General features: G+C 70.3%; 22 protein-coding genes. 6 read left to right on the forward strand and 16 right to left on the reverse strand.

The features are described from left to right. The first annotated feature begins 101 nt into the window (after positions 1-101). The gene (locus FHT26_RS27635; RefSeq protein WP_168563293.1) at positions 102-869 is read left to right on the forward strand and encodes an SDR family NAD(P)-dependent oxidoreductase; all 768 of its coding nucleotides are present in this window, start codon (positions 102-104) and stop codon (positions 867-869) included. 18 nt (positions 870-887) lie between these two features. On the opposite strand, the gene FHT26_RS27640 is transcribed toward FHT26_RS27635, so the two are convergent. The 7 genes from FHT26_RS27640 to deoC form a co-directional block, all read right to left on the reverse strand. Then, on the reverse strand, positions 888-1,862 hold the full coding sequence (locus FHT26_RS27640; RefSeq protein ID WP_168563294.1) for an ABC transporter permease: 975 nt from the start codon (positions 1,860-1,862) through the stop codon (positions 888-890). 85 nt (positions 1,863-1,947) lie between these two features. Further along, the gene (locus FHT26_RS27645; protein WP_168563295.1) at positions 1,948-3,057 is read right to left on the reverse strand and encodes an ABC transporter permease; all 1,110 of its coding nucleotides are present in this window, start codon (positions 3,055-3,057) and stop codon (positions 1,948-1,950) included. Positions 3,058-3,142: 85 nt separating this feature from the next. Beyond that, positions 3,143-4,687 carry an ABC transporter ATP-binding protein gene (locus FHT26_RS27650; protein WP_168563296.1) on the reverse strand — a complete coding sequence of 515 codons (1,545 nt, stop codon included), beginning with the start codon at positions 4,685-4,687 and terminating at the stop codon, positions 3,143-3,145. 6 nt (positions 4,688-4,693) lie between these two features. Further along, on the reverse strand, positions 4,694-5,674 hold the full coding sequence (locus tag FHT26_RS27655; protein ID WP_168563297.1) for a BMP family lipoprotein: 981 nt from the start codon (positions 5,672-5,674) through the stop codon (positions 4,694-4,696). A 94-nt stretch (positions 5,675-5,768) separates the two neighbouring features. Continuing rightward, a complete protein-coding gene (locus FHT26_RS27660; protein ID WP_168563298.1) occupies positions 5,769-6,158 on the reverse strand; it encodes a cytidine deaminase in 390 nt (129 codons plus the stop codon). After that, positions 6,155-7,486: a thymidine phosphorylase gene (gene deoA / locus FHT26_RS27665; RefSeq protein ID WP_168563299.1), complete on the reverse strand. Its 1,332-nt coding sequence runs from the start codon at positions 7,484-7,486 to the stop codon at positions 6,155-6,157. The genes FHT26_RS27660 and deoA overlap by 4 nt, the downstream gene beginning before the upstream one ends. After that, positions 7,486-8,268: a deoxyribose-phosphate aldolase gene (gene deoC, locus FHT26_RS27670; protein WP_168563300.1), complete on the reverse strand. Its 783-nt coding sequence runs from the start codon at positions 8,266-8,268 to the stop codon at positions 7,486-7,488. Before deoC ends, deoA begins: the two co-directional genes overlap by 1 nt. 135 nt (positions 8,269-8,403) lie before the next feature. Between deoC and FHT26_RS27675 the strand changes: the two genes are divergently transcribed. Continuing rightward, a complete protein-coding gene (locus FHT26_RS27675) occupies positions 8,404-8,607 on the forward strand; it encodes a hypothetical protein (RefSeq protein ID WP_168563301.1) in 204 nt (67 codons plus the stop codon). 15 nt (positions 8,608-8,622) lie between these two features. Here the strand turns inward: FHT26_RS27675 and zwf are convergent, their stop codons facing one another. Then, a complete protein-coding gene (zwf, locus tag FHT26_RS27680) occupies positions 8,623-10,086 on the reverse strand; it encodes a glucose-6-phosphate dehydrogenase (protein ID WP_168563302.1) in 1,464 nt (487 codons plus the stop codon). A 128-nt stretch (positions 10,087-10,214) separates the two neighbouring features. On the opposite strand from zwf, the gene FHT26_RS27685 reads away from it, so the two are divergent. From FHT26_RS27685 to FHT26_RS27700, 4 genes are all read left to right on the forward strand, one after another. Further along, positions 10,215-10,640, forward strand: a complete 426-nt coding sequence (locus tag FHT26_RS27685; protein ID WP_210427628.1) for a YybH family protein — start codon at positions 10,215-10,217, stop codon at positions 10,638-10,640. Positions 10,641-10,702: 62 nt separating this feature from the next. After that, positions 10,703-11,470: a hypothetical protein gene (locus FHT26_RS27690; protein WP_168563304.1), complete on the forward strand. Its 768-nt coding sequence runs from the start codon at positions 10,703-10,705 to the stop codon at positions 11,468-11,470. A gap of 33 nt (positions 11,471-11,503) precedes the next feature. After that, positions 11,504-12,877 carry a serine hydrolase domain-containing protein gene (locus tag FHT26_RS27695; RefSeq protein WP_168563305.1) on the forward strand — a complete coding sequence of 458 codons (1,374 nt, stop codon included), beginning with the start codon at positions 11,504-11,506 and terminating at the stop codon, positions 12,875-12,877. Continuing rightward, entirely contained in the window at positions 12,874-13,122 is a 249-nt protein-coding gene (locus FHT26_RS27700) for a hypothetical protein (RefSeq protein ID WP_168563306.1), read from the forward strand. Before FHT26_RS27695 ends, FHT26_RS27700 begins: the two co-directional genes overlap by 4 nt. Before the next feature lie 78 nt (positions 13,123-13,200). Here FHT26_RS27700 and FHT26_RS27705 read toward each other — a convergent pair whose 3' ends face one another. The 8 genes from FHT26_RS27705 to FHT26_RS27740 form a co-directional block, all read right to left on the reverse strand. Beyond that, positions 13,201-13,653 (reverse strand): nuclear transport factor 2 family protein, encoded by a 453-nt coding sequence (locus FHT26_RS27705; protein ID WP_490362816.1) that lies wholly within the window; start codon positions 13,651-13,653, stop codon positions 13,201-13,203. Positions 13,654-13,677: 24 nt separating this feature from the next. Next, on the reverse strand, positions 13,678-14,457 hold the full coding sequence (locus FHT26_RS27710; protein ID WP_168563308.1) for a transporter substrate-binding domain-containing protein: 780 nt from the start codon (positions 14,455-14,457) through the stop codon (positions 13,678-13,680). A gap of 53 nt (positions 14,458-14,510) precedes the next feature. Further along, a complete protein-coding gene (locus tag FHT26_RS27715; RefSeq protein ID WP_168563309.1) occupies positions 14,511-15,251 on the reverse strand; it encodes an amino acid ABC transporter ATP-binding protein in 741 nt (246 codons plus the stop codon). Next, positions 15,223-15,885: an amino acid ABC transporter permease gene (locus FHT26_RS27720; protein ID WP_168563310.1), complete on the reverse strand. Its 663-nt coding sequence runs from the start codon at positions 15,883-15,885 to the stop codon at positions 15,223-15,225. The genes FHT26_RS27715 and FHT26_RS27720 overlap by 29 nt, the downstream gene beginning before the upstream one ends. Continuing rightward, positions 15,882-16,631 carry an amino acid ABC transporter permease gene (locus tag FHT26_RS27725; RefSeq protein WP_168563311.1) on the reverse strand — a complete coding sequence of 250 codons (750 nt, stop codon included), beginning with the start codon at positions 16,629-16,631 and terminating at the stop codon, positions 15,882-15,884. The genes FHT26_RS27720 and FHT26_RS27725 overlap by 4 nt, the downstream gene beginning before the upstream one ends. Positions 16,632-16,780: 149 nt before the next feature. Next, positions 16,781-17,689 carry an SDR family oxidoreductase gene (locus FHT26_RS27730; protein ID WP_168563312.1) on the reverse strand — a complete coding sequence of 303 codons (909 nt, stop codon included), beginning with the start codon at positions 17,687-17,689 and terminating at the stop codon, positions 16,781-16,783. Further along, positions 17,686-18,624, reverse strand: coding sequence for a glutathione S-transferase family protein (locus tag FHT26_RS27735; protein ID WP_168563313.1), 939 nt, complete (start codon positions 18,622-18,624; stop codon positions 17,686-17,688). The genes FHT26_RS27730 and FHT26_RS27735 overlap by 4 nt, the downstream gene beginning before the upstream one ends. A gap of 1 nt (position 18,625) precedes the next feature. Further along, on the reverse strand, positions 18,626-18,904 hold a 279-nt coding region (locus FHT26_RS27740; protein ID WP_210427629.1), incomplete at its 5' end, for a hypothetical protein.

Here is an 18,904-nt window from a genome sequence, read left to right on the forward strand (position 1 = left end):
TCCTTCCATGGAGAACAGTCTGGCCTTCAACGGCGACTTTATTCGACTGGAGTGAACTCCTAAAGTCCCTTCACCGCAACCGATTCCTGAAGGAGACCGACATGACTGCATCGAACACCCGCATCGCGCTGATCACCGGCGGCAGCCGCGGGCTGGGCCGCAGCGCCGCACTGAAGCTGGCCGAACAAGGCAGCGACCTGATCGTCACCTACAAGGGCAGCGAGGCCGAGGCCCATGCGGTGGTGCGGCAGGCCGAAGCGCTGGGCCGCCGCGCGGTCGCGCTGCAGCTCGACGTCGGCGACAGCACGGGCTTCGCCGCGTTCGCCGACAAGGTGAAGGCCGTGCTGGCCGCCACCTGGCAGCGCGAGCGCTTCGACCACCTGGTCAACAACGCCGGCATCGGCATCCATGCGTCGATCGCCGACACCACCGAGGCGCAGTTCGACGAGCTCAGCAACATCCACCTGAAGGGCACCTTCTTCCTGACGCAGAAGCTGCTGCCGCTGATCGCCGACGGTGGGCGCATCGTCAACATCTCGACCGGCCTCGCGCGCTTCTCGTTCCCCGGCTACGCCGCCTATGCCGCGATGAAGGGCGGCGTGGAGGTGCTGACGCGCTACATGGCGATGGAACTCGGCCCGCGTGGCATCAGCGTGAACACGCTCGCCCCCGGCGCGATCGAGACCGACTTCCGCGGCGGCCAGGTGCGCGACGACAAGCAGGTCAATGCGCATGTCGCGAGCGTCACCGCGCTCGGCCGCGTCGGGCTGCCGGACGACATCGGCGGCGCGGTGGCCGCGCTGCTGTCGGAAGGCAGCGGCTGGATCACCGGCCAGCGCATCGAGGTGTCGGGCGGCATGATGCTGTGAGGCCTCGGCCCGGCCGGCTCAGCGTTCCTTCACGTAGGCCCGCCCGAGCGCCCGCGGCGCTTCGGCGCGGCCGAAGAAGCCGGCCAGCAGCACCACCGTCAGCAGGTAGGGCAGCGCCTGGATCAGCTCGACCGGCACGCTGCCGAGCCCCGGCAGCTCGACGCCCTGCAGCCGGATCGCGACCGCGTCGAGAAAGCCGAACAGCAGGCAGGCGATGGCCGCGCGCAGCGGGTGCCATTTGCCGAACACCATCGCGGCCAGCGCCATGAAACCGCGCCCGGCCGTCATGCCGGGCGTGAACGACGCGTTCTGCGCCAGCGCAAGGTAGCCGCCGGCCGCGCCGCACAGCACGCCGGCCAGCAACACCGCGCGGTAGCGCAGCGCACCGACCGAGATGCCGGCCGCGTCGACCATCGCCGGGTTCTCGCCGACCGCGCGCAGCCGCAGCCCGAAGCGGGTGCGGTACAGCAGCCACCACGACGCCGGCACCAGCGCCGCCGTGACCCAGACCAGCAGGTTGTGGCGCAGCACGCCTTCGGCCAGCAGCGGGCCGACGACCGGCCAGCGCTGCACCGCGTTCGCGGCATCGGGGAACAGCGCGGTGAAGCGGGCGACCTCGGCGATGTTCGGCGTGCGCCCGCCCTGGTGGAACCACACCAGGCCGAGCACCACGGTGAGGCCGGCAGCGATCACGTTCAGTGCGACGCTGGAGACGATCTGGTCGCCGCGGTGCGTGATGCAGGCCCAGGCGTGCACCAGCGCGAGCAGCGCCGACACCGCGATCGCGCCCGCCATGGCCGGCCACGCCGGCCAGCCGATCGCGCCGAGGCAGGCCGCGGCGAACGCGGCCGCGAGCATCTTGCCTTCGAGCCCGATGTCGATCACGCCGGCCCGTTCGCTGAACACGCCGGCCAGCGCGCACAGCACCAGCGGCACCGCGATGCGCAAGGTGGCGCCGAGCACGGACGCGACGATCAGCCAGTCATCCGTCATGTGAACCCCTCGTCCGACGAGTACGTCGACCGGTCCCCCGAGGGGACGCGGGCCGGCTTGGGAGCGTCCCGGCGCCCGGCCCGCGTCATGGCGCACGCCCCACGAACCGACCGAACAGCCACGCCACCGGCGGCCGCAGCATCAGCGACAGCGCACCGCAGAACAGCACGACGAAGCCCTGCACCGCGACCGACATGTCGCGCGTGAAGGCCGGCATCTCGAACACCAGTTCCGAGCCGCCCTGCGCCAGCGCGCCGAACAGCAGCGCCGACAGCACGATGCCGACCGGGTGATTGCGGCCCATCAGCGCCACCGCGATGCCGGTGAAGCCGGCGCCGGCGACGAAATCGAGCAGCAGCTTGTGGTGCACGCCGGCGATCTCGTTGACGCCCACCAGCGCCGCGAGCGCGCCCGACAGGCACATCGCGATCACCGTGAGCCGCCGCGGGTCGATGCCGGCGTAGCGCGCCGCATCGCTCGCCAGCCCCACCGCGCGCAACGCGTAGCCGAGCCGGGTGTGCCACAGCAGCGCCCACACCGCGACGCAGGCCACCAGGGCCAGCCCGAACGCGAGGTTCAGCGGCGTGTCGGGCCACTCGATGCCGAGCGCGCCGAACATCGCCTGCGCACTCGGCAGCACCGCGCCCGGCGCGAACAGCCGCGACTCCACCGCCTGGTTGCCCGGCACCTTCACGACGTTGACCAGCAGCCACACCATCAACGTCGACGCGAGGAAATTGAACATGATCGTCGTGATCACGATGTGGCTGCCGCGCCGCGCCTGCAGCCAGGCCGGCACGAACGCCCACGCCGCCCCCGCAAGCAGCCCGCCGATCACCGCCAGCGGCACCACCAGCGCCGGCGCCAGCCAGGCGTCGCCGGCCAGCAGCACCAGCCCCACCCCCAGCCCGCCGACCGTGCCCTGCCCTTCGGCCCCGATGTTGAAGTGCCCGCAGTGGAAGGCCACCGCCACGGCCAGCCCGGTGCAGATGAAGTTGGTCGTGTAGTACAGCGTGTAGCTCCAGGCGAGCTCGCTGCCGAACGCGCCCTGCACCAGCAACTGCACCGCGGTGAACGGGTTCTGGCCGATCGCCCAGACCACCAGGCCGGCGGCGAACAGCGCCATCGCGACGTTCAGCACCGGCAGCAGCAGCACGTCGATCCAGCGCGGCAACGCGGCCGGCACGTGTTTCATGGCAGCACCCAGGTCGATGAGTACATCGCCCGACCCTCCTGGAGGGTCGAGCCCGGCTGCGGGCGGCCGAGCGCTCGGGCTCGGTTCATGACAGCACCCGGGCATCGCCCATCAGGCAGCCGAGCCGCGTCTCGTCCGCCTCGTCGTGCGCCAGCTCGCCGGTGATGCGCCCGCCGCTCATCACGACGATGCGGTCCGACAGCGCGAGGATCTCGTCCAGCTCGGTCGACACCAGCAGCACCGCGCAGCCGGCGTCGCGCAACAGCGCGATGCGGCGGTGGATGAACTCGATCGCGCCGATGTCGACGCCGCGCGTCGGCTGGCCTATCAGCAGCACGCGCGGCGCGCGCCGGAACTCGCGCGCGAGGATCAGCTTCTGCTGGTTGCCTCCGGAGAACTTCGACGACGCGAGCCGCTCGTTGCGCGGCCGCACGTCGAATTCCTCCATCATCTGCCGGCATTGCGCCCGCGCGGTGCCGCCGTCGACGAAGGGTCCCCGCCGCAACGCCGCATCGTCCACATAGCCGAGCAGCGACGACTCCCAGGCCTCGAAGCCGAGCACCAGCCCGAGCCGGTGACGGTCTTCCGGCACGTGGGCGATGCCGAGCTCGCGCAGCCGGTGCGGGTTGCCGGGGTGGGTGGCATCGATCTCGATCGCCGTGCCGTCGTCGCCCACGATTCGCAGCCGGCCCTGCTGCAGCGGCTGCAGCGTGCTGAGCAGCGCCAGCAGCTCGCTCTGCCCGTTGCCCGAGACGCCGGCCACCCCGACGATCTCGCCGGCATGCAGGTCGAGCGACACGTCCTGCAGCCGCAGCACGCCGCCGGCATCGCGCCAGGCGAGGCCTTGCGCCTGCAACCGCAATTCGCCCCGCCCGCGCGCGGCGCGCGCGCCGGAACGCTGCACCTGGCGGCCCACCATCAGCTCGGCCAGCTCGGCCTCGGTGGTCTGCGCGGTCTCGCGGTCGGCGACCACGCTGCCGCCACGCATCACGGTGACGCGGTCGGTCACCGCGAGGATCTCCTTCAGCTTGTGCGTGATCAGCAGCACCGTGACGCCGCGCGCCTTCAGCGTGGCCAGCACGCGGAACAGCGCCTCGGTTTCCTGCGGCGTCAGCACGCCGGTGGGTTCGTCGAGGATCAGGATGCGCGCGCCGCGGAACAAGGCCTTCAGGATCTCGACGCGTTGCAGCACGCCGACCGGCAGCTCCGACACCCGGGCGTCCGGGTCGACCATCAGCCCGAACTCCTGCTCGAGCCGCTGCAACTCGCGCCGCGCCGCGGCCAGGCTCTTCGACAGCGCGAAGCCCTGCTCGGCGCCGAGCACCACGTTCTCCAGCACGGTGAAGCGGTCGACCAGCATGAAGTGCTGGTGCACCATGCCGATGCCGTGCGCGATGGCGTCGTGCGTGCCGCGCAGCGCGACCGCCTCGCCGTCGATCGCGATGCGGCCCTCGTCGGCCGGGTAGAAGCCGTAGAGGATGCTCATCAGCGTCGACTTGCCGGCGCCGTTCTCGCCGACGATGCCGTGCACGCTGCCGCGCCGCACCGCGAGGTTCACGCCGCGGTTGGCGTGGACGGCGCCGAAGCGCTTGTGGATGCCGCTCAGTTCAACGGCAAAGTCGGGGCTCAAGGCGGGTCAGTATTTGCAGCCGCCTTCGGGCGTGTAGTTCGCCACCGGCTGCTTGCCCGACACGATGTCGGCTTCCACCGCCGCGAGCTTCTTCTTCGTGTCGTCGCTGACCAGCTTCGCGTTGTGCTGGTCCATCGCGAGGCCGACGCCCTGCTCCTTCAGCCCCAGCACGACGAGGCCGGGCTTCCAGCTGCCGTTCTTCGCCGACATCACGAGGCCGTAGACCGCGTTGTCGACCCGCTTCAGCATCGACGACAGCATCGTGCCCGGCTGCAGGTGGTTCTGGTTGCTGTCGACGCCGATCGCGAGCTTGCCCTGGTCCTTCGCCGCCTGGTAGACGCCGATGCCGGTGCCGCCGGCCGCCGCGAAGACCACGTCGACGCCGCGCGAGAACTGCGCCTTCGCGAGTTCGCCGCCGCGCGTCGGGTCGCTCCAGGCCGACGGGGTCGTGCCGGTCATGTTGCTGACGACCTCGACCTTCGGGTTCGCGACCTTCGCGCCCTGTTCGTAGCCGCACTGGAAGCGGCGGATCAGCGGCACGTCCATGCCGCCGACGAAGCCGACCTTGCCCGACTTGCTGGTCGTCGCGGCCAGCCAGCCGGCGAGGAACGAGCCTTCCTGGTCCTTGAACAGCACCGACTGCACATTGGGCTGCTTGACCTCGGAATCGATGATCGCGAAGTGCGCCTTCGGAAACTCCTTGGCCACCTTCTCCAGCGCCGACGCATGGCCGAAGCCGACCGCGATGACAGGATCGGCCCCCTTCTGCGCCATGCGGCGCAGCGCCTGCTCGCGCTGGGTGTCGTTCGATATCTCGAAGTCGAGGTAGCCGGTGCCGGTCTCCTTCTTGAAGCGCTCGATGCCGTTGTAGGCGGCTTCGTTGAAGGACTTGTCGAACTTGCCGCCGGCGTCGTAGACGATGGCCGGCTCGGCATGGGCCGCGACGGCGGTGGCCGCGACGGCGAGGGTGAAGGCGATGCGCTTCATTCGGGGTGTCCCTGGAGAGAGATTGGTGCGGGACATTCTCGCAAGAAGCGTGCACATCGACGGGCGCCGCGCGCCGGGGAAACCCGTAGCCCGGCTACAAACGGAAGCCATCCGGCAGCAGCTCGCCGGCGGTCGTTGCGCGGCGCGCACCGGCCAGGTTCGCGAGCAGCACCGGCAGCTGCGGCCCGCCGAGCTCGAACATCACCTGCCGGCAGGCGCCGCACGGCGAGATCGGGCCGGGGGTGTCGCCGATCACCGCGAGCCGCGCGAAGCCGTCGACCGGCACGCCGGCCGCGATCGCGGTGAAGAACGCGGTGCGCTCGGCGCAGTTGCACAGGCCGTAGGACGCGTTCTCGACATTGCAGCCGCGGAACACGCGGCCGTCGGCGGCCAGCAGCGCGGCACCGACGAAGAACTTCGAGTACGGGGCGTAGGCGCCGTCGCGCGCGGCGCGGGCTTCGGCGATCAGGGCGTCGTCGGTCATGGCAGGTTCCTGGTGATGTGGTCGGCGATCAACGGTGTCGGCTCGGCCGCGTGGTCCGACACCGCGATCGCGCGGCGCACCGCGGCCATCGCGTCGTCGGCATCGGCTGCAGTGCGCGCATGCACGCGGGCGAGCGGCATGCCGGCGTCGACGCGCGTGCCGATCGGCAGCAGGTCCGACAGGCCGACCGACGGGTCGATCGCATCGCCGCTGTCGCGCCGGCCGCCTCCCAGCGCGACGACGGCCAGGCCGAGCGCCCGGGTGTCGACGGCAGCGATGAAGCCTTCCGCACCGCTGGCCACGTCGCGCACGACCGCCGCCGCCGGCAGGCCGGGCTTCGCCAGCACGTCGGCCGGCCCGCCGAGCCCGGCTACCATGCGCGCGAAGCGCTCGGCGGCACTGCCGCTGTCGAGCGCGCGCTGCAGCCGGGTGCGCGCCTCGGCGTCGTCGGTCGCGAGCCCGGCCTGCACCAGCACCGCGGCGCCGAGCGCCATCGCCACGCCGTGCAGCCGTGCCGGGCGCGCGACGCCGCGCAGGTAGTCCAGCGCCACCTGCACCTCCAGCGCATTGCCGGCAGCCGGCGCCAGCGCCTGGTTCATGTCGGTCAGCAACGCCTGCGTCGGCAGCCCGGCGCCGCAGCCGACCTCGACCAGGCTGCGTGCCAGTTCGCGCGCGCGGTCGAGGTCCTGCATGAAGGCGCCGTTGCCGAACTTCACGTCGAGCACCAGCGCGCCGAGGCCGGCGGCCAGCTTCTTCGACAGGATCGACGCGGTGATCAGCGGCACCGATTCGACGGTGGCCGTCACGTCGCGCACCGCGTAGAGGCGGCGGTCGGCCGGCGCCAGCGCGTCGCCCGCGCCGACGATCGCGACGCCGGCCTCGCGCACGACGCGGCGCAGCCGGTCGACCGGCACGCTCGCGTGGTAGCCGGGGATCGCCTCCAGCTTGTCGAGCGTGCCGCCGGTGTGGCCCAACCCTCGTCCGGAGATCATCGGCACGAAGCCGCCGCAGGCCGCCAGCATCGGGCCGAGCATCAGCGACACGGTGTCGCCGATGCCGCCGGTCGAGTGCTTGTCGAGCACCGGGCCGGGCAGCCGGTCATCGGCCCAGTGCAGCACGCTGCCGCTGTCGCGCATCGCGAGCGTCAGCGACACCGCTTCGGCGGTGGCCATGCCGCGCCAGCAGACCGCCATCGCGAACGCGGCGATCTGCGCCTCGCCGATGCGCTCGTCGGCGATGCCTTGCGCGAACGCGCGCAGCTCGGCATCGGTCAGCACCAGGCCGTCGCGCTTGCGGCGGATGATTTCCTGCGGCAGCAGCGCGGCCATCAGTAGCCGCTCGCCGCCGGTGCGGCCGGGCCGCCGTCGATCGTGGCCAGCAGCACCTTCAGCAGGCTGGACGCGCCGAAGCGCAGCGTGCCGGGGCCGAGGCGGTCGGCGCCGTACACCGCGCTCGCCAGCGCGAGGTAGCGCTGCACGTCGGCGATCGTCGACACGCCGCCGGCCACCTTCAGCCCGGCGCGCGCGCCATCGGCGCGGATCGCCTCGCCCATCAGCTCGACCGCCTGCGGCGTCGCATTGACGGCCACCTTGCCGGTGGAGGTCTTCAGGAAATCGGCGCCTTCGCGCAACGCGATCTCGCTGGCCTGGCGGATCAGCTTGGGCTGCTGCAGCTCGCCGGTCTCGAGGATCACCTTCAGCGGCAGCGCCCCGCAGGCGCGGCGACAGGCCGCCACCAGCGCGGCGCCGGCCTGCGCATCGCCAGCCTGCAGCGCGCGCCACGGGAACACCGTGTCGATCTCGTCGGCACCGGCGTCGCGGGCCGCGGCGATCTGCGCCGCCACGTCGTCGGGCGGGGCCTCGCCGCGCGGGAAGTTGACGACCGTCGCGACGCGCACCGCATCGAGCCCGTGCGCCTGGAGCCGGCGCCGCGCAGCCGGCACGAAGGCCGGGTACACGCACAACGCGGCTGGTGCACCGTGCGGCGTGCGGGCCTGGTCGGCCAGCGCCTCGATCGACGTGGGCGTGTCGTCGTCTTTCAGCGAGGTCAGGTCGAGGCAGCGCAGCGCGAGGCGGGCGGCGTCGGCGGTCGAGGCGATTCGGGTCGTCATCGGCCGATTGTGGCGCGTTCGTCCATCCTCAAATGAATGGATGCGGCGGTCGTGTTCCACGGCGACAGTCCCCTCTTCCGGGGGCCCGCTTCCTGTGGATTGGCAGCGGTCCCGGCCGATCGAAGAATCCACCCCATGCAAACGCTCTCTCCCCTGCTGGACCGCCAGGCCTGGATCGACCAGGTCGCCGCGGAACTGATCACCGCCTCCAAGCTGATGAGCCCGGGCATGGCCGCCGGGTTCGCGGCCGACCTGTGGCAAGCCTGGGGCCACCTGCCGCCGTCGGCCGCGGCGCAGTACTTCCTCGATCCGGCGGTCGAGTACCCGTCGACGTTCTGAGCGCCGGCCTGCAGATCAGCCGCCCGTCTTGTTCGGGTCCCGCCACGCGCGCTCGAACGGCAGCCGCCACGCATGCGGCGCGATCAGCTGGTGGATCGACTTCGGCCCCCAGGAACCCGGCGGATACAGCCGCACCGGCGGCGGCGATTCGAGCAACTGCGTCGACACTTGCCACAGCCGCTCGATGCCTTCGGCGGTGGTGAACAGCGTGCGGTCGCCGCGCATCGCGTCGAGGATCAGCCGCTCGTAGGCTTCGAGCACCTCGCCGATCAGCCCGGTGTCGTGCATCGCGAACTGCAGGCTCAGCTTGTCGAGCCGCATGCCCGGCCCCGGGCGCTTGCCGTAGAACGACAGCGACATCTTCGACGCATCGGCCAGGTCGAACGTGAGGTGGTCGGGCCCCTGCGCGCCGACGCCGGAGCCGGGCGGGAACATGCTCTTCGGCGGCTCGCGGAACGCGATCGAGATGATGCGCTGGCCCTCGGCCATGCGCTTGCCGGTGCGCAGGAAGAACGGCACGCCGGCCCAGCGCCAGTTGTCGATGTAACACTTCAGCGCGATGAAGGTTTCGGTCTCGGATTCGGGATCGACGCCGGGCTCGGCACGGTAGCCGGCGTACTGGCCGCGCACCACGTCGGCCGGCTGGATCGGCAGCATGCTGCGGAAGACCTTGTTCTTCTCCTCGCTGATCGGCGCCGGCTCGAGCGCGGTCGGCGGCTCCATCGCCATGAACGCGAGGATCTGGAACAGGTGCGTGACCACCATGTCGCGGTAGGCGCCGGTCTGTTCGTAGAAGCCGGCACGCGTGCCCAGGCCCAGCGTCTCGGGCACGTCGATCTGCACGTGGTCGATGAAGTTGCGGTTCCAGATCGGCTCGAACAGCCCGTTGGCGAAGCGGAACGCGAGGATGTTCTGCGCCGGCTCCTTGCCGAGGAAGTGGTCGATGCGGAAGATCTGCTCCTCGGCGAAGGTCTGGTGCAGCCGCGCGTTCAGCGTGACGGCGCTCGCGAGGTCGGTGCCGAAGGGCTTCTCCATCACGATGCGCGAACGCTCGACCAGGCCGGCCTCGCCGAGCATCTGCACCGCCGACAGCGCGGCGCTTGGCGGCACGCTCAGGTAGTGCAGGCGCCGCGTCTCGCCCCCCAGGCTGCGCTCGGCGGCGTCGACCGCGGCCTTCAGCGCCGCGGGGCCGGCCGCCAGCGGCACGTAGTCGAGGCCTTGCGCGAAGTGGGCCCAGTCGGCCTCGGTGACCGGGCGGCTCGAGAACTCGCCGAGCGCGCCGCGCGCCGCGGCCCGGAAGCCGTCGGCATCGAGGTCGTCGAGCGAGACGCCGATGATGCGGCAGCCCGGGATGAAGCCGGCCGCCGACAGGTGGTACAGCCCCGGCAGCAGCTTGCGCCGCGCAAGGTCGCCGGTGGCGCCGAACAGCACGACGACCTGCGGAAAGCGCGGGCCGACGCCCGGGGGGATCTTGGCCATGGGAACGGGTCCTGATCGGGCTGCGATGGCGACGCAGCTTGCCACAGGCCCTGGCGAACACCAACCCTGTCGATCCGGCGCCTCGTCGATCGTCGTCAGAGAATCATCCACCTTCAGGAGTGCAACGCATGCCGACCGACAACCCGATCCACCAGTTCCTCGCCGCCTACCGGGCCGCCGTCCTCGCACGGGACGTCGACGCCTTCGTCGCGCTGTATGCCGACGACCTCCAGGTCTTCGACCTGTGGGGCCGCTGGTGCCACGACGGCCTTGCGGCCTGGCGCGCGATGGCCGAAGGCTGGTTCGGCTCGCACCCGGGCGATCGCTTCGTCGTCGAGTTCAGCGAGGTGCACGACACCGTCGGTGCCGACCTGGCCACCGTCCATGCGTTCGCCCGGTTCAAGGGGATCGGGCCCGACGGCACGGTGCTGCGCTCGCTCGAGAACCGCTTCAGCGCGACGCTGCGGCGGCACGGCAGCGCGTGGAAGGTGTTTCACCAGCACACCTCGGTGCCGGTGGCGATGGAGACCGGCCAGCCGATGTTCCAGCGCTGAGTCCGGTGTCGGGCGTCCGGCCGGCCGGGCATACTCCGCCGGTCGCCACCACCGGACAGCCGATGCAACGCATCAAGTGGGCCCTGCTGGGCGGACTGAGTTTCCTGCTGGTCGCCTGGCTCGGCTACCGCCAGGGCCAGCACACCTGCCCGGCCTGCGCCGAGATCGACCGCACGCAGGTGCTGTCCGAGCTGATCGTGCCGGCGCAGAAGCTGGTGCTGGTGGAGGCCAGCAGCCAGCAGCGCGTCGCCTGGACACTGAAGACCGGCTGGCCGCGCATGGCCGAGCTGCTGCACTTCCTCAGCTTCAACAACATCAACAAGGACTCGACCGGCACGCTCAGCTACGAGGCGCGCTACGCCTACGGCTACGACCTGGCGAAACGCGGCAGCTGGTCGCTCGCGAAGACGGCGCAGGGCGGGCTGCTGTTCAAGGCGCCGCCGGTGCAGCTGGTGGGCTGTCCGTCGGTGCAGACGCAGAGCTTTCGCTTCGAGACCGTCGAGAAGGGCATCTTCATCGACGAGTACGCGCGGCAGAACGAGGTGCTCGTCTATGCCACCGCGCTCGCGCTGGCGCAGGCGCACGAGCGGCTGCGCACGCCGGCCACGCTGGCCCCGATGAAGCAGGCGGCCGACAAGGAACTGAAATCGCTGCTGATCTCGCTGGCGCAGCCGCTCGGCCTGGCGCTGACGCCGGAGCAGATCGCGATCGAGCCGATGGATGCGCAGCAGCCGTCGGCGCCGCCGGCGTGGGGACCGCGCATCGATGCGGCCGGCGTGCCGGATGCGGCGACGTCGAAGATGCTGAAGGACGCGGGCTGCGCGTCGTAGGCCAGAAGAAGAATCACGAAAAGAGGGAATCCGATGAAACGATGGTTGGGTGCCGCGCTGGACTACCTGCCGCGCTGGCTGGAACACCAGATGCGCATCAGCGAGCAGCCCGGCTGCGCGATCGCGGTCGCGCTCGACGGCAAGCTGGTGCTCGAACAGGCCTTCGGGCAGGCGAACCTGGCGCAGCGCACGCCGCTGACGCCGCAGCACCGCTTTCGCGTGGCCTCGCATTCGAAGACCTTCACCGCCGTCGCGATCATGAAACTGCGCGAAGCCGGCCGGCTGCAGCTCGACGACCGCATCGGCCGCTACGTCGGCGGCCTGCACCGCGACGTGGCCGCCGGCACGCTGGCCCAGCTGCTGTCGCACACCGCGGGCCTGGTGCGCGACGGCACCGATGCCGGCCAGTGGCACGACCGGCGCCCCTTCCTCGACGAAGCCGCGCTGCGCGCCGACCTGGCCGACGGGCTGGTCATCGATGCCCATGCGCGGCTGAAGTATTCGAACCACGGCTACGGGCTGCTGGGCCTCGCGATCGAGGCCATCACCGGCGAGCGGTACGGCGACTGGATGCGGCGCGAGGTCATCGCGCCGGCCGGCCTGCACGCGACCTCGCCCGATGCGCCGATCGACGCCGCCCTGCCCTTCGCCAACGGCCACAGCGCCAAGTGGCCGCTGGGCCGGCGCGTGGTGATCGCCGGCGACAACCCGACGAATGCGCTGGCCTCGGCCACCGGCTTCGTCAGCACCGCGGGCGACCTGGCGCGCTTCTTCGGCCGCCTGTCGCCGGCCGCCGGGCGCGGCGTGATCGACAAGGCGAGCCGCCGGATGATGTGGCACCGGCAATGGCCCGATCCGTACTCCAGCCTGAACCGCTGGTACGGGCTGGGCACGATGTGCGGCTCGGTGGCCGACTGGGACTGGTTCGGCCACACCGGCGGTTTCCAGGGCACGCTGACGCGCACCGCCTGCGTGCCGGCGCAGGGCTTGACGGTGACGGTGCTGACCAATGCAGCCGACGGCCTGTCGAACGCGTGGGTCGACGGCGCGCTGCAGGTGCTGCGCGTGCATGCGCTGCACGGCGCGCCGTCGAAGCGCGCGGCCGCGTGGTCGGGCCGCTGGTGGACGCTGTGGGGCGCGAGCGACCTGCTGCCGATGCAGGGCAAGGTGCTGGTCGCCAACCCCGCGCTGGCCAACCCGGTGCTGGACGCCACCGAGTTCACGCCCGACAGCCGCGAGCGCGGCCGCATCACGCTGGCCGGCGCCTTCGGCAACCACGGCGAGACGGTGCGGCAGCGGCACGACGCCCGCGGCGCGGCCAGCGAGTTCTGGCTCGGCGGCACGAAGATGCTGTCGCAGCGGCGGGTCGCGAAGGAGCTGGCGGGGCGGGAAGGCGGGTCGGCATGACGTCGTCGGTGCCCGACTCCTTCCATGAAAACTACCGCGGCCACGACCTCGACTTCACGCCGCGCGCATCGGCCGGCGGCGGGTTCGTCGCGCGGCTGCAGGTGGTCCACAGCTTCGGCGCGCACCGCGACCAGTTCAGCGTCGATGTCGGCTCGATGGTGTTCGCAGAAGCACCACAGGCCGCTCAGCACGCGAGGCAGGCCGGCCTGAAGTGGGTCGACGCGCGGGTCGACACGCCATCCTGAACCGATCGGCGCGCCGGCACCGCTCCACTTGAGATCGCGAACTGCGATCTCAAGCGTTCAGCCCGGCGCTCGGCCTCCTCAGGCCGGCGGCCGCACCGCCTGCCGCGCCACCAGCTTCCATGCCCCACCCTGGCGCTGCCACACCTGCAGCACGTGCAGCTTGACGTTGCCGGCCACGCCGCGGTCGTTGGTCTTCGCGACCAGCGTGTGGCGGATGATCGTGATGTCGCCCACCACCTTCGCGGTCTGGTCGGTGATGTCGATGCTCACGAAGTCGGAGTTGCCGGCCATCAGGTCGCCGATGAAGCTCGCCTTCGTGTCGACCTTGCCGCCGGAGTGGCCGTAGCTCAGTTCTTCAGCCACCAGCGAGCTCAGCACCGCCTGGTCCGGGTCGACCATCGCGACGCGCAGCTTCTCGGCCGACGCCACCGCCGAATCGCCGGCGCCAGCGCTGCCGGCCGGCATCACCGTACAGGCGCACAGCGCCAGGCTGCCGGCGAGCAGGCCGAGCATGGTCTTGATCTTCATCATCGTCGTCTCCTTCACGAATGAACTTCAGGGGTGAACCGTGGCCGGCAGGTCCTTGCCGTGGTACTTCTTGTAGATCGCGTTCAGGTTGCCGTTCTTCAGGTTGGTCGCGACCCAGTTGTCGACCCAGGCCTTCAGCTTCGGCTGGTCCTTGTTCAGCGCGATGCCCAGCAGGAAATCCTTCTGGTCGAACTTGCGCTCCCAGTTCAGCTGCGGCGCGCGCTTGACGATCTCGCCCAGGTTCGACGGCGTGCTCGAGAACGCATCGATCTGGCCGGTCACCGCCGACGTGATCAGCGTCGCGTCGTCTTCGTAGCGCATGATCTCGGCGCCCTTCGCGTTCTGCGTCGTGAGGGTGTCGTTGACGGTCGCGCGCGTCAGGCCGATGCGCTTGCCGTTCAGGTCCGGGTAGTCCTTCACGACGGTGGCCTTCGGTGCTGCGACGATCAGCGTCAGCGCGGCATACGGGCGCGAGAAATCGATCACCTTCTCGCGCTCCGGCGTGATCGACAGGTCGGCGACGACGATGTCGGCCTTGTTGGCCTGCAGCGTCGGGATGCGCGCCGCGTTCGTCACCGCGACCATCTCGAACTTGACGCCCAGGTCCTTGGCCAGCAGCGTCGCGGTGTCGACGTCGGAGCCGGTGGGCTGCATGTTGGCGTCGGCGTAGCTGAACAGCGGCGTGCCCATCGCGACGGCGATGCGGATCTTGCCTTCCTTCCTGATGTCGTCGAACTGGTCGGCCAGTGCCACCTGGGTGCAGGCGGCCAGCGCCAGCAGCGCCAGCGTCTTCGTCGGGGAAATCATGTCGTCTCCTGTGGTTGATCTGGTGAAGGAAAGCGGAAGGAAAGGCGGCGGCCTCACAGTCCGTTGCCGATGAAGGCCTGCAACTCCGGCGTGCGCGGCGCGTCGAGCATCTCGCCGGGGCCGGTCTCCCAGACCTGGCCTTCGTGCATGTAGATGATCCGGTCGGCCAGGCGCTTCGCGAACGCCATCTCGTGCGTGACCAGCAGCATCGTCATGCCGGCGGCCGCCAGGTCTTCCATCACCCGCAGCACCTCGCCGGTGAGCTTCGGGTCGAGCGCCGACGTGACCTCGTCGAACAGCATCACGCGCGGCGACATTGCGAGCGAGCGCGCGATCGCGACGCGCTGCTGCTGGCCGCCCGACAGCTGCTCCGGATAGGCGTCGCCCTTGTCCTTCAGCCCGACCTGGTCGAGCACGCGCAGCGCGGTGTCGTGCGCCTCGGCCGGGGCCAGCTTCTTCACGTGGCGCAGCGCCAGCATGATGTTCTCGCGCGCCGTCAGGTGCGGGAACAGGTTGTAGCTCTGGAACACGATGCCGACGTCCAGGCGCAGCTGCTTCAGGTCGACGTCGGGCGCATCGACGCGGATGCCGCAGACGTCGATGCGGCCGCTGTCGATCGCCTCCAGCCGGTCGAGGCAGCGCAGCGCGGTGCTCTTGCCCGAGCCGCTGGCGCCGATCAGCGCCACCATCTCGCCGGGCCCGACGTCGAAGGACACGCCGCGCAGCACGTGGTTCGAGCCGAAGCTCTTGTGGACGTCCTGCAGGCTAACGATGGTCGATGCTTCGGCGGACATTCAGTCGGTTCTCCATGGCCTCGCTCCAGCGCGACAGCGGGTAGCACAGGCAGAAATACAGGGCCCCGACCAGGCTGAACACCAGGAAGGGCTGGAAGATCGAGTTGTTGATGATCTGGCCGGCGCGCGTGAGCTCGACGAAGCCGATCACCGACGCGAGCGAGGTCATCTTGATGATCTGCACCAGGAAGCCGATGGTCGGCGGCAGCGACAGCCGCACCGCCTGCGGGATGATCACCAGCGACAGCGTCTGCCAGCGCGTGAAGGCCAGGCATTCGGCGGCCTCCCACTGCGGTGCCGGCATCGCCTCGACGCAGCCGCGCCAGATGTCGCCCAGGTAGGCGCTGGCGTAGATCATCATCGCGAGCCCGGCGGCCACGATCGCCGGCAGCGTGAAGCCGTAGACCGACAGCCCGAAGTACACGAGGAAGAGCCAGATCAGCAGCGGGATGCCCTGCACGCACTCGATGTAGACGGCGGCGGCGCGGCGCAGCCAGCGGTGGGTGGAGATGCGCGCCAGCATCACGCCGAAGCCGCCGATGCCGCCGAGCACGAAGGCCAGCGCCGACAGCGCGAGCGTCCAGCCGATCGAGCTGACGAGGTAGACCGCATGCGTTGCGCTGAAGCCGTTCATGCGATGCCCTTCGGCACCAATGCACCTGCATCGCGTGCACGCACCGGCAAGGCCAGCGCGGCGCGGCGCGCGGCGGCGATCACCCGCTTGCGGCGGAACAGCCAGTGGCCGAGCAGCGCGGCGGCCGCCTTGATCACCAGCGACAGCGCGAGGTACAGCAGCGCGACGACGATGTAGGTCTCGAGCGAACGGAAGGTGTCGGACTGCACCGTGTTCGCGACCGCGGTCAGCTCTTCGGCCGAGATCTGCGAGGCCATCGCCGAGGCCTGCATCATCAGCAGGAACTGGCTGGTCAGCGCCGGGTAGACCTTCTCGATCGACGGCTGCAGCATCACGTGCCAGCGGATGCGCCAGGTCGACAGGCCCAGGCATTCGGCCGCCTCGAGCTGGCCCCTGGGCACCGAATCGAGCCCGGCGCGCACGATCTCGGCGACGTAGGCGCCGATGTTGACGATCATCGCCAGCACCGCCGCGGTGAAGGTCGGCATGCGCAGCCCGAAGCTCGCGAGGCCGAAGTACAGCAGGAAGATCTGCACCAGGAACGGCGTGTTGCGCACCGCCTCGATGTAGATGCTGCACAGCCGCGACACCCAGCGCCGGCTGCCGCGCTTCGCGAAGGCCACCAGCACGCCGACGCACACGCCCACCAGCACCGCCACCGTCGTCATCTTGAGCGTCAGCCACGCCCCGCGCAGGAACACATCCCAGTAGGGAAGCAGGCTGCTGAATTGGAGCGAGTACTTCATGCGGACCAGGACCGGGATGTCGTACGTCATCGTACAACTTGGAAACGGGCCGCATTATGAGGAGGGCCGTTTCCCCGCTGCCATGCGGGTAAGCCCTCAGTATCCGGAATCGCGATGGATTGGTTGTATGACGAGTTATGTCGTCGCGGCTACGCCATGCGCAGCGCCGCCTTCAGCTCTTCGCCCAGCTCCGGCTTCTGCGCGAACGGATCGGTCGGGTTGCGCGGCGTCATGATGTCCTCGAGCCGCGTCTGCACGCTGGCCAGGCTCTTCGGGTGGCTGAAGATGTAGAAGCGGTCGTCGGCGATCGCATCGAACACCATCTGCGCGACCTCGGCCGCGGTCAGCTTGCCGCTGGTGACCGCCTTGTTGCTCATCGCCTGCGCGATCAGCTGGCTCTTCGTCGGCTTCGCCGCGCCGTCGCGCAGGTCGGCCGGCCGGTTGCGGTGGCTCTGGTGGATGCCGGTGGGCACGAAGAACGGGCACAGCACCGACGCGCCGACCTGGTCGGTGACGAGGCGCAGGTCCTGGTACAGCGTCTCGCTCAGCGCGACGACCGCATGCTTGGTGACGTTGTAGACGCCCATGTTGGGCGCGCACACCATGCCGGCCATCGACGCGGTGTTGACGATGTGGCCGCGCCAGGCCGGGTCCCGCTTCGCGGCGTCGAGCATCATCGGCGTGAAGACCCGCACGCCGTGCGCGACGCCCATCAGGTTGACGCCGACGACCCACTCCCAGTCCTTCAGCGTGTGTTCCCAGATCAGGCCGCCGGCGCCGACGCCGGCGTTGTTGAACACGACGTTCGGCGCGCCGAAGCGCTCGAAGGCCGCGGCGCCGAGCGCCTCGACCTCGGCCGCCTTCGCGACGTCGAGCCGCTGCGCCAGCACCGGCACGCCGAGCGCGCGGATCTCGGCGGCGGCGCTGTCCAGCGCATCCTGCTGCACGTCGGCCATCACGACGTTCATGCCCAGCCGCGCGGCGATGCGCGACGCTTCGAGCCCGAAACCCGAACCGGCGCCAGTGATGACGGCGGTGCCCCCGTTGAAATTCTTCATGCTGTCTCCGTTGAAACCTTCTTGACCTGGTAGCCGATGCGCGGAAAGTGCACATGCAGCAAGCCGCCGCGCTCGTCGAGCCGCTCGATGACCACCTCGTGCGCGGTCAGGCCGACCAGCGTGCCGGCCACCGGGTCGGGCGCATAGTCGGTCGGCATCACGGTGACGGCCGCGCCGGCGTCGAAGCCGAGCCCCGGCTCGACTTTCACCGGCACGTGGGTCGTGGCACGCGATGCGATGTCGAGCGCCTCGGCGCTGGTCATCTTCTCGACGCTGCCGTGGCCGAAGGCGGCGACGCGCTCATACCAGCCGATCAGCTTCTGGAACGGCGCAAGGATGGTGGCCACCGGCGGTGCGCGGCGGATGTACCACAGCGACTGCGCGACCGAGAAATCCGCGATGCACGGCTGCGCGCCCATCAGGAACGGCCGGCCGTCGGCCACCTGCGATTCGAGCCAGCCGAAGTAGCCCTGCAGCTGCACCGAGGCATCGGCGGTGGTGATGCGGCGCATGCCGGCGGTCATCGCGGCGCGGTCGGCGCCGAAGGCCTTCAGGAACTCGGGCGGCGCGCCTTCGAAGATGTGGGCCACGCCGGCCGGCTGCATCGTGTACGGGATCGCGGTCCAGAACAGTGTCGAATCGGCCCATTGCGCCACCAGGTGCTGCAGCTCGCCGGCGGCATGCGGGTACAGCGGCGGCTTCGGCGCCAGCGCGTCGATCACGCGGGCCATCAATGCGGTGTCGCACCAGATGTCGGCGCCGATCTGCAGGAACGGCGTGCGGCGGTAGCCGCCGGTCAGCGCGACGACGTCGGGCTTCGGCAACATCACCGGCACCTTCACCGATTTCCACGCCAGGCCCTTGAAGCCGAGGATCAGCCGCACCTTTTCCGAGAACGGCGAGCCGTCGTAGTGATGCAGGATCAGGTCGGTCATGTCAGGTCTCCGGATCGTCTGCAATGGCCCCGTTCGGGCTGAGCTTGTCGAAGCCCTGGTTCGATGCGCGCAGGCCCTTCGACAAGCTCAGGGCGAACGGGGCACTGCCGTTCGGGCTGAGCTTGTCGAAGCCCTGGTTCAATGCGCGCAGGCCCTTCGACAGGCTCAGGGCGAACGGGGCACTGCCGTTCGGACTGAGCTTGTCGAAGCCCTGGTTCAATGCGCGCAGGCCCTTCGGCAAGCTCAGGGCGAACGGGGCTCTGCCGTTCGGGCTGAGCTT

Source organism: Rhizobacter sp. SG703 (assembly GCF_012275445.1).
Lineage (GTDB): Bacteria > Pseudomonadota > Gammaproteobacteria > Burkholderiales > Burkholderiaceae_C > Rhizobacter.

Coding starts and splice junctions, on each gene's coding strand:
- FHT26_RS27635 (WP_168563293.1), top strand. CDS start 102: ATGACTGCATCGAACACCCGCATCGCGCTGATCACCGGCGGCAGCCGC.
- FHT26_RS27640 (WP_168563294.1), bottom strand. CDS start 1,862: ATGACGGATGACTGGCTGATCGTCGCGTCCGTGCTCGGCGCCACCTTG.
- FHT26_RS27645 (WP_168563295.1), bottom strand. CDS start 3,057: ATGAAACACGTGCCGGCCGCGTTGCCGCGCTGGATCGACGTGCTGCTG.
- FHT26_RS27655 (WP_168563297.1), bottom strand. CDS start 5,674: ATGAAGCGCATCGCCTTCACCCTCGCCGTCGCGGCCACCGCCGTCGCG.
- FHT26_RS27660 (WP_168563298.1), bottom strand. CDS start 6,158: ATGACCGACGACGCCCTGATCGCCGAAGCCCGCGCCGCGCGCGACGGC.
- deoA (WP_168563299.1), bottom strand. CDS start 7,486: ATGGCCGCGCTGCTGCCGCAGGAAATCATCCGCCGCAAGCGCGACGGC.
- deoC (WP_168563300.1), bottom strand. CDS start 8,268: ATGACGACCCGAATCGCCTCGACCGCCGACGCCGCCCGCCTCGCGCTG.
- FHT26_RS27675 (WP_168563301.1), top strand. CDS start 8,404: ATGCAAACGCTCTCTCCCCTGCTGGACCGCCAGGCCTGGATCGACCAG.
- zwf (WP_168563302.1), bottom strand. CDS start 10,086: ATGGCCAAGATCCCCCCGGGCGTCGGCCCGCGCTTTCCGCAGGTCGTC.
- FHT26_RS27685 (WP_210427628.1), top strand. CDS start 10,215: ATGCCGACCGACAACCCGATCCACCAGTTCCTCGCCGCCTACCGGGCC.
- FHT26_RS27690 (WP_168563304.1), top strand. CDS start 10,703: ATGCAACGCATCAAGTGGGCCCTGCTGGGCGGACTGAGTTTCCTGCTG.
- FHT26_RS27695 (WP_168563305.1), top strand. CDS start 11,504: ATGAAACGATGGTTGGGTGCCGCGCTGGACTACCTGCCGCGCTGGCTG.
- FHT26_RS27700 (WP_168563306.1), top strand. CDS start 12,874: ATGACGTCGTCGGTGCCCGACTCCTTCCATGAAAACTACCGCGGCCAC.
- FHT26_RS27705 (WP_490362816.1), bottom strand. CDS start 13,653: ATGATGAAGATCAAGACCATGCTCGGCCTGCTCGCCGGCAGCCTGGCG.
- FHT26_RS27710 (WP_168563308.1), bottom strand. CDS start 14,457: ATGATTTCCCCGACGAAGACGCTGGCGCTGCTGGCGCTGGCCGCCTGC.
- FHT26_RS27715 (WP_168563309.1), bottom strand. CDS start 15,251: ATGTCCGCCGAAGCATCGACCATCGTTAGCCTGCAGGACGTCCACAAG.
- FHT26_RS27720 (WP_168563310.1), bottom strand. CDS start 15,885: ATGAACGGCTTCAGCGCAACGCATGCGGTCTACCTCGTCAGCTCGATC.
- FHT26_RS27725 (WP_168563311.1), bottom strand. CDS start 16,631: ATGAAGTACTCGCTCCAATTCAGCAGCCTGCTTCCCTACTGGGATGTG.
- FHT26_RS27730 (WP_168563312.1), bottom strand. CDS start 17,689: ATGAAGAATTTCAACGGGGGCACCGCCGTCATCACTGGCGCCGGTTCG.
- FHT26_RS27735 (WP_168563313.1), bottom strand. CDS start 18,624: ATGACCGACCTGATCCTGCATCACTACGACGGCTCGCCGTTCTCGGAA.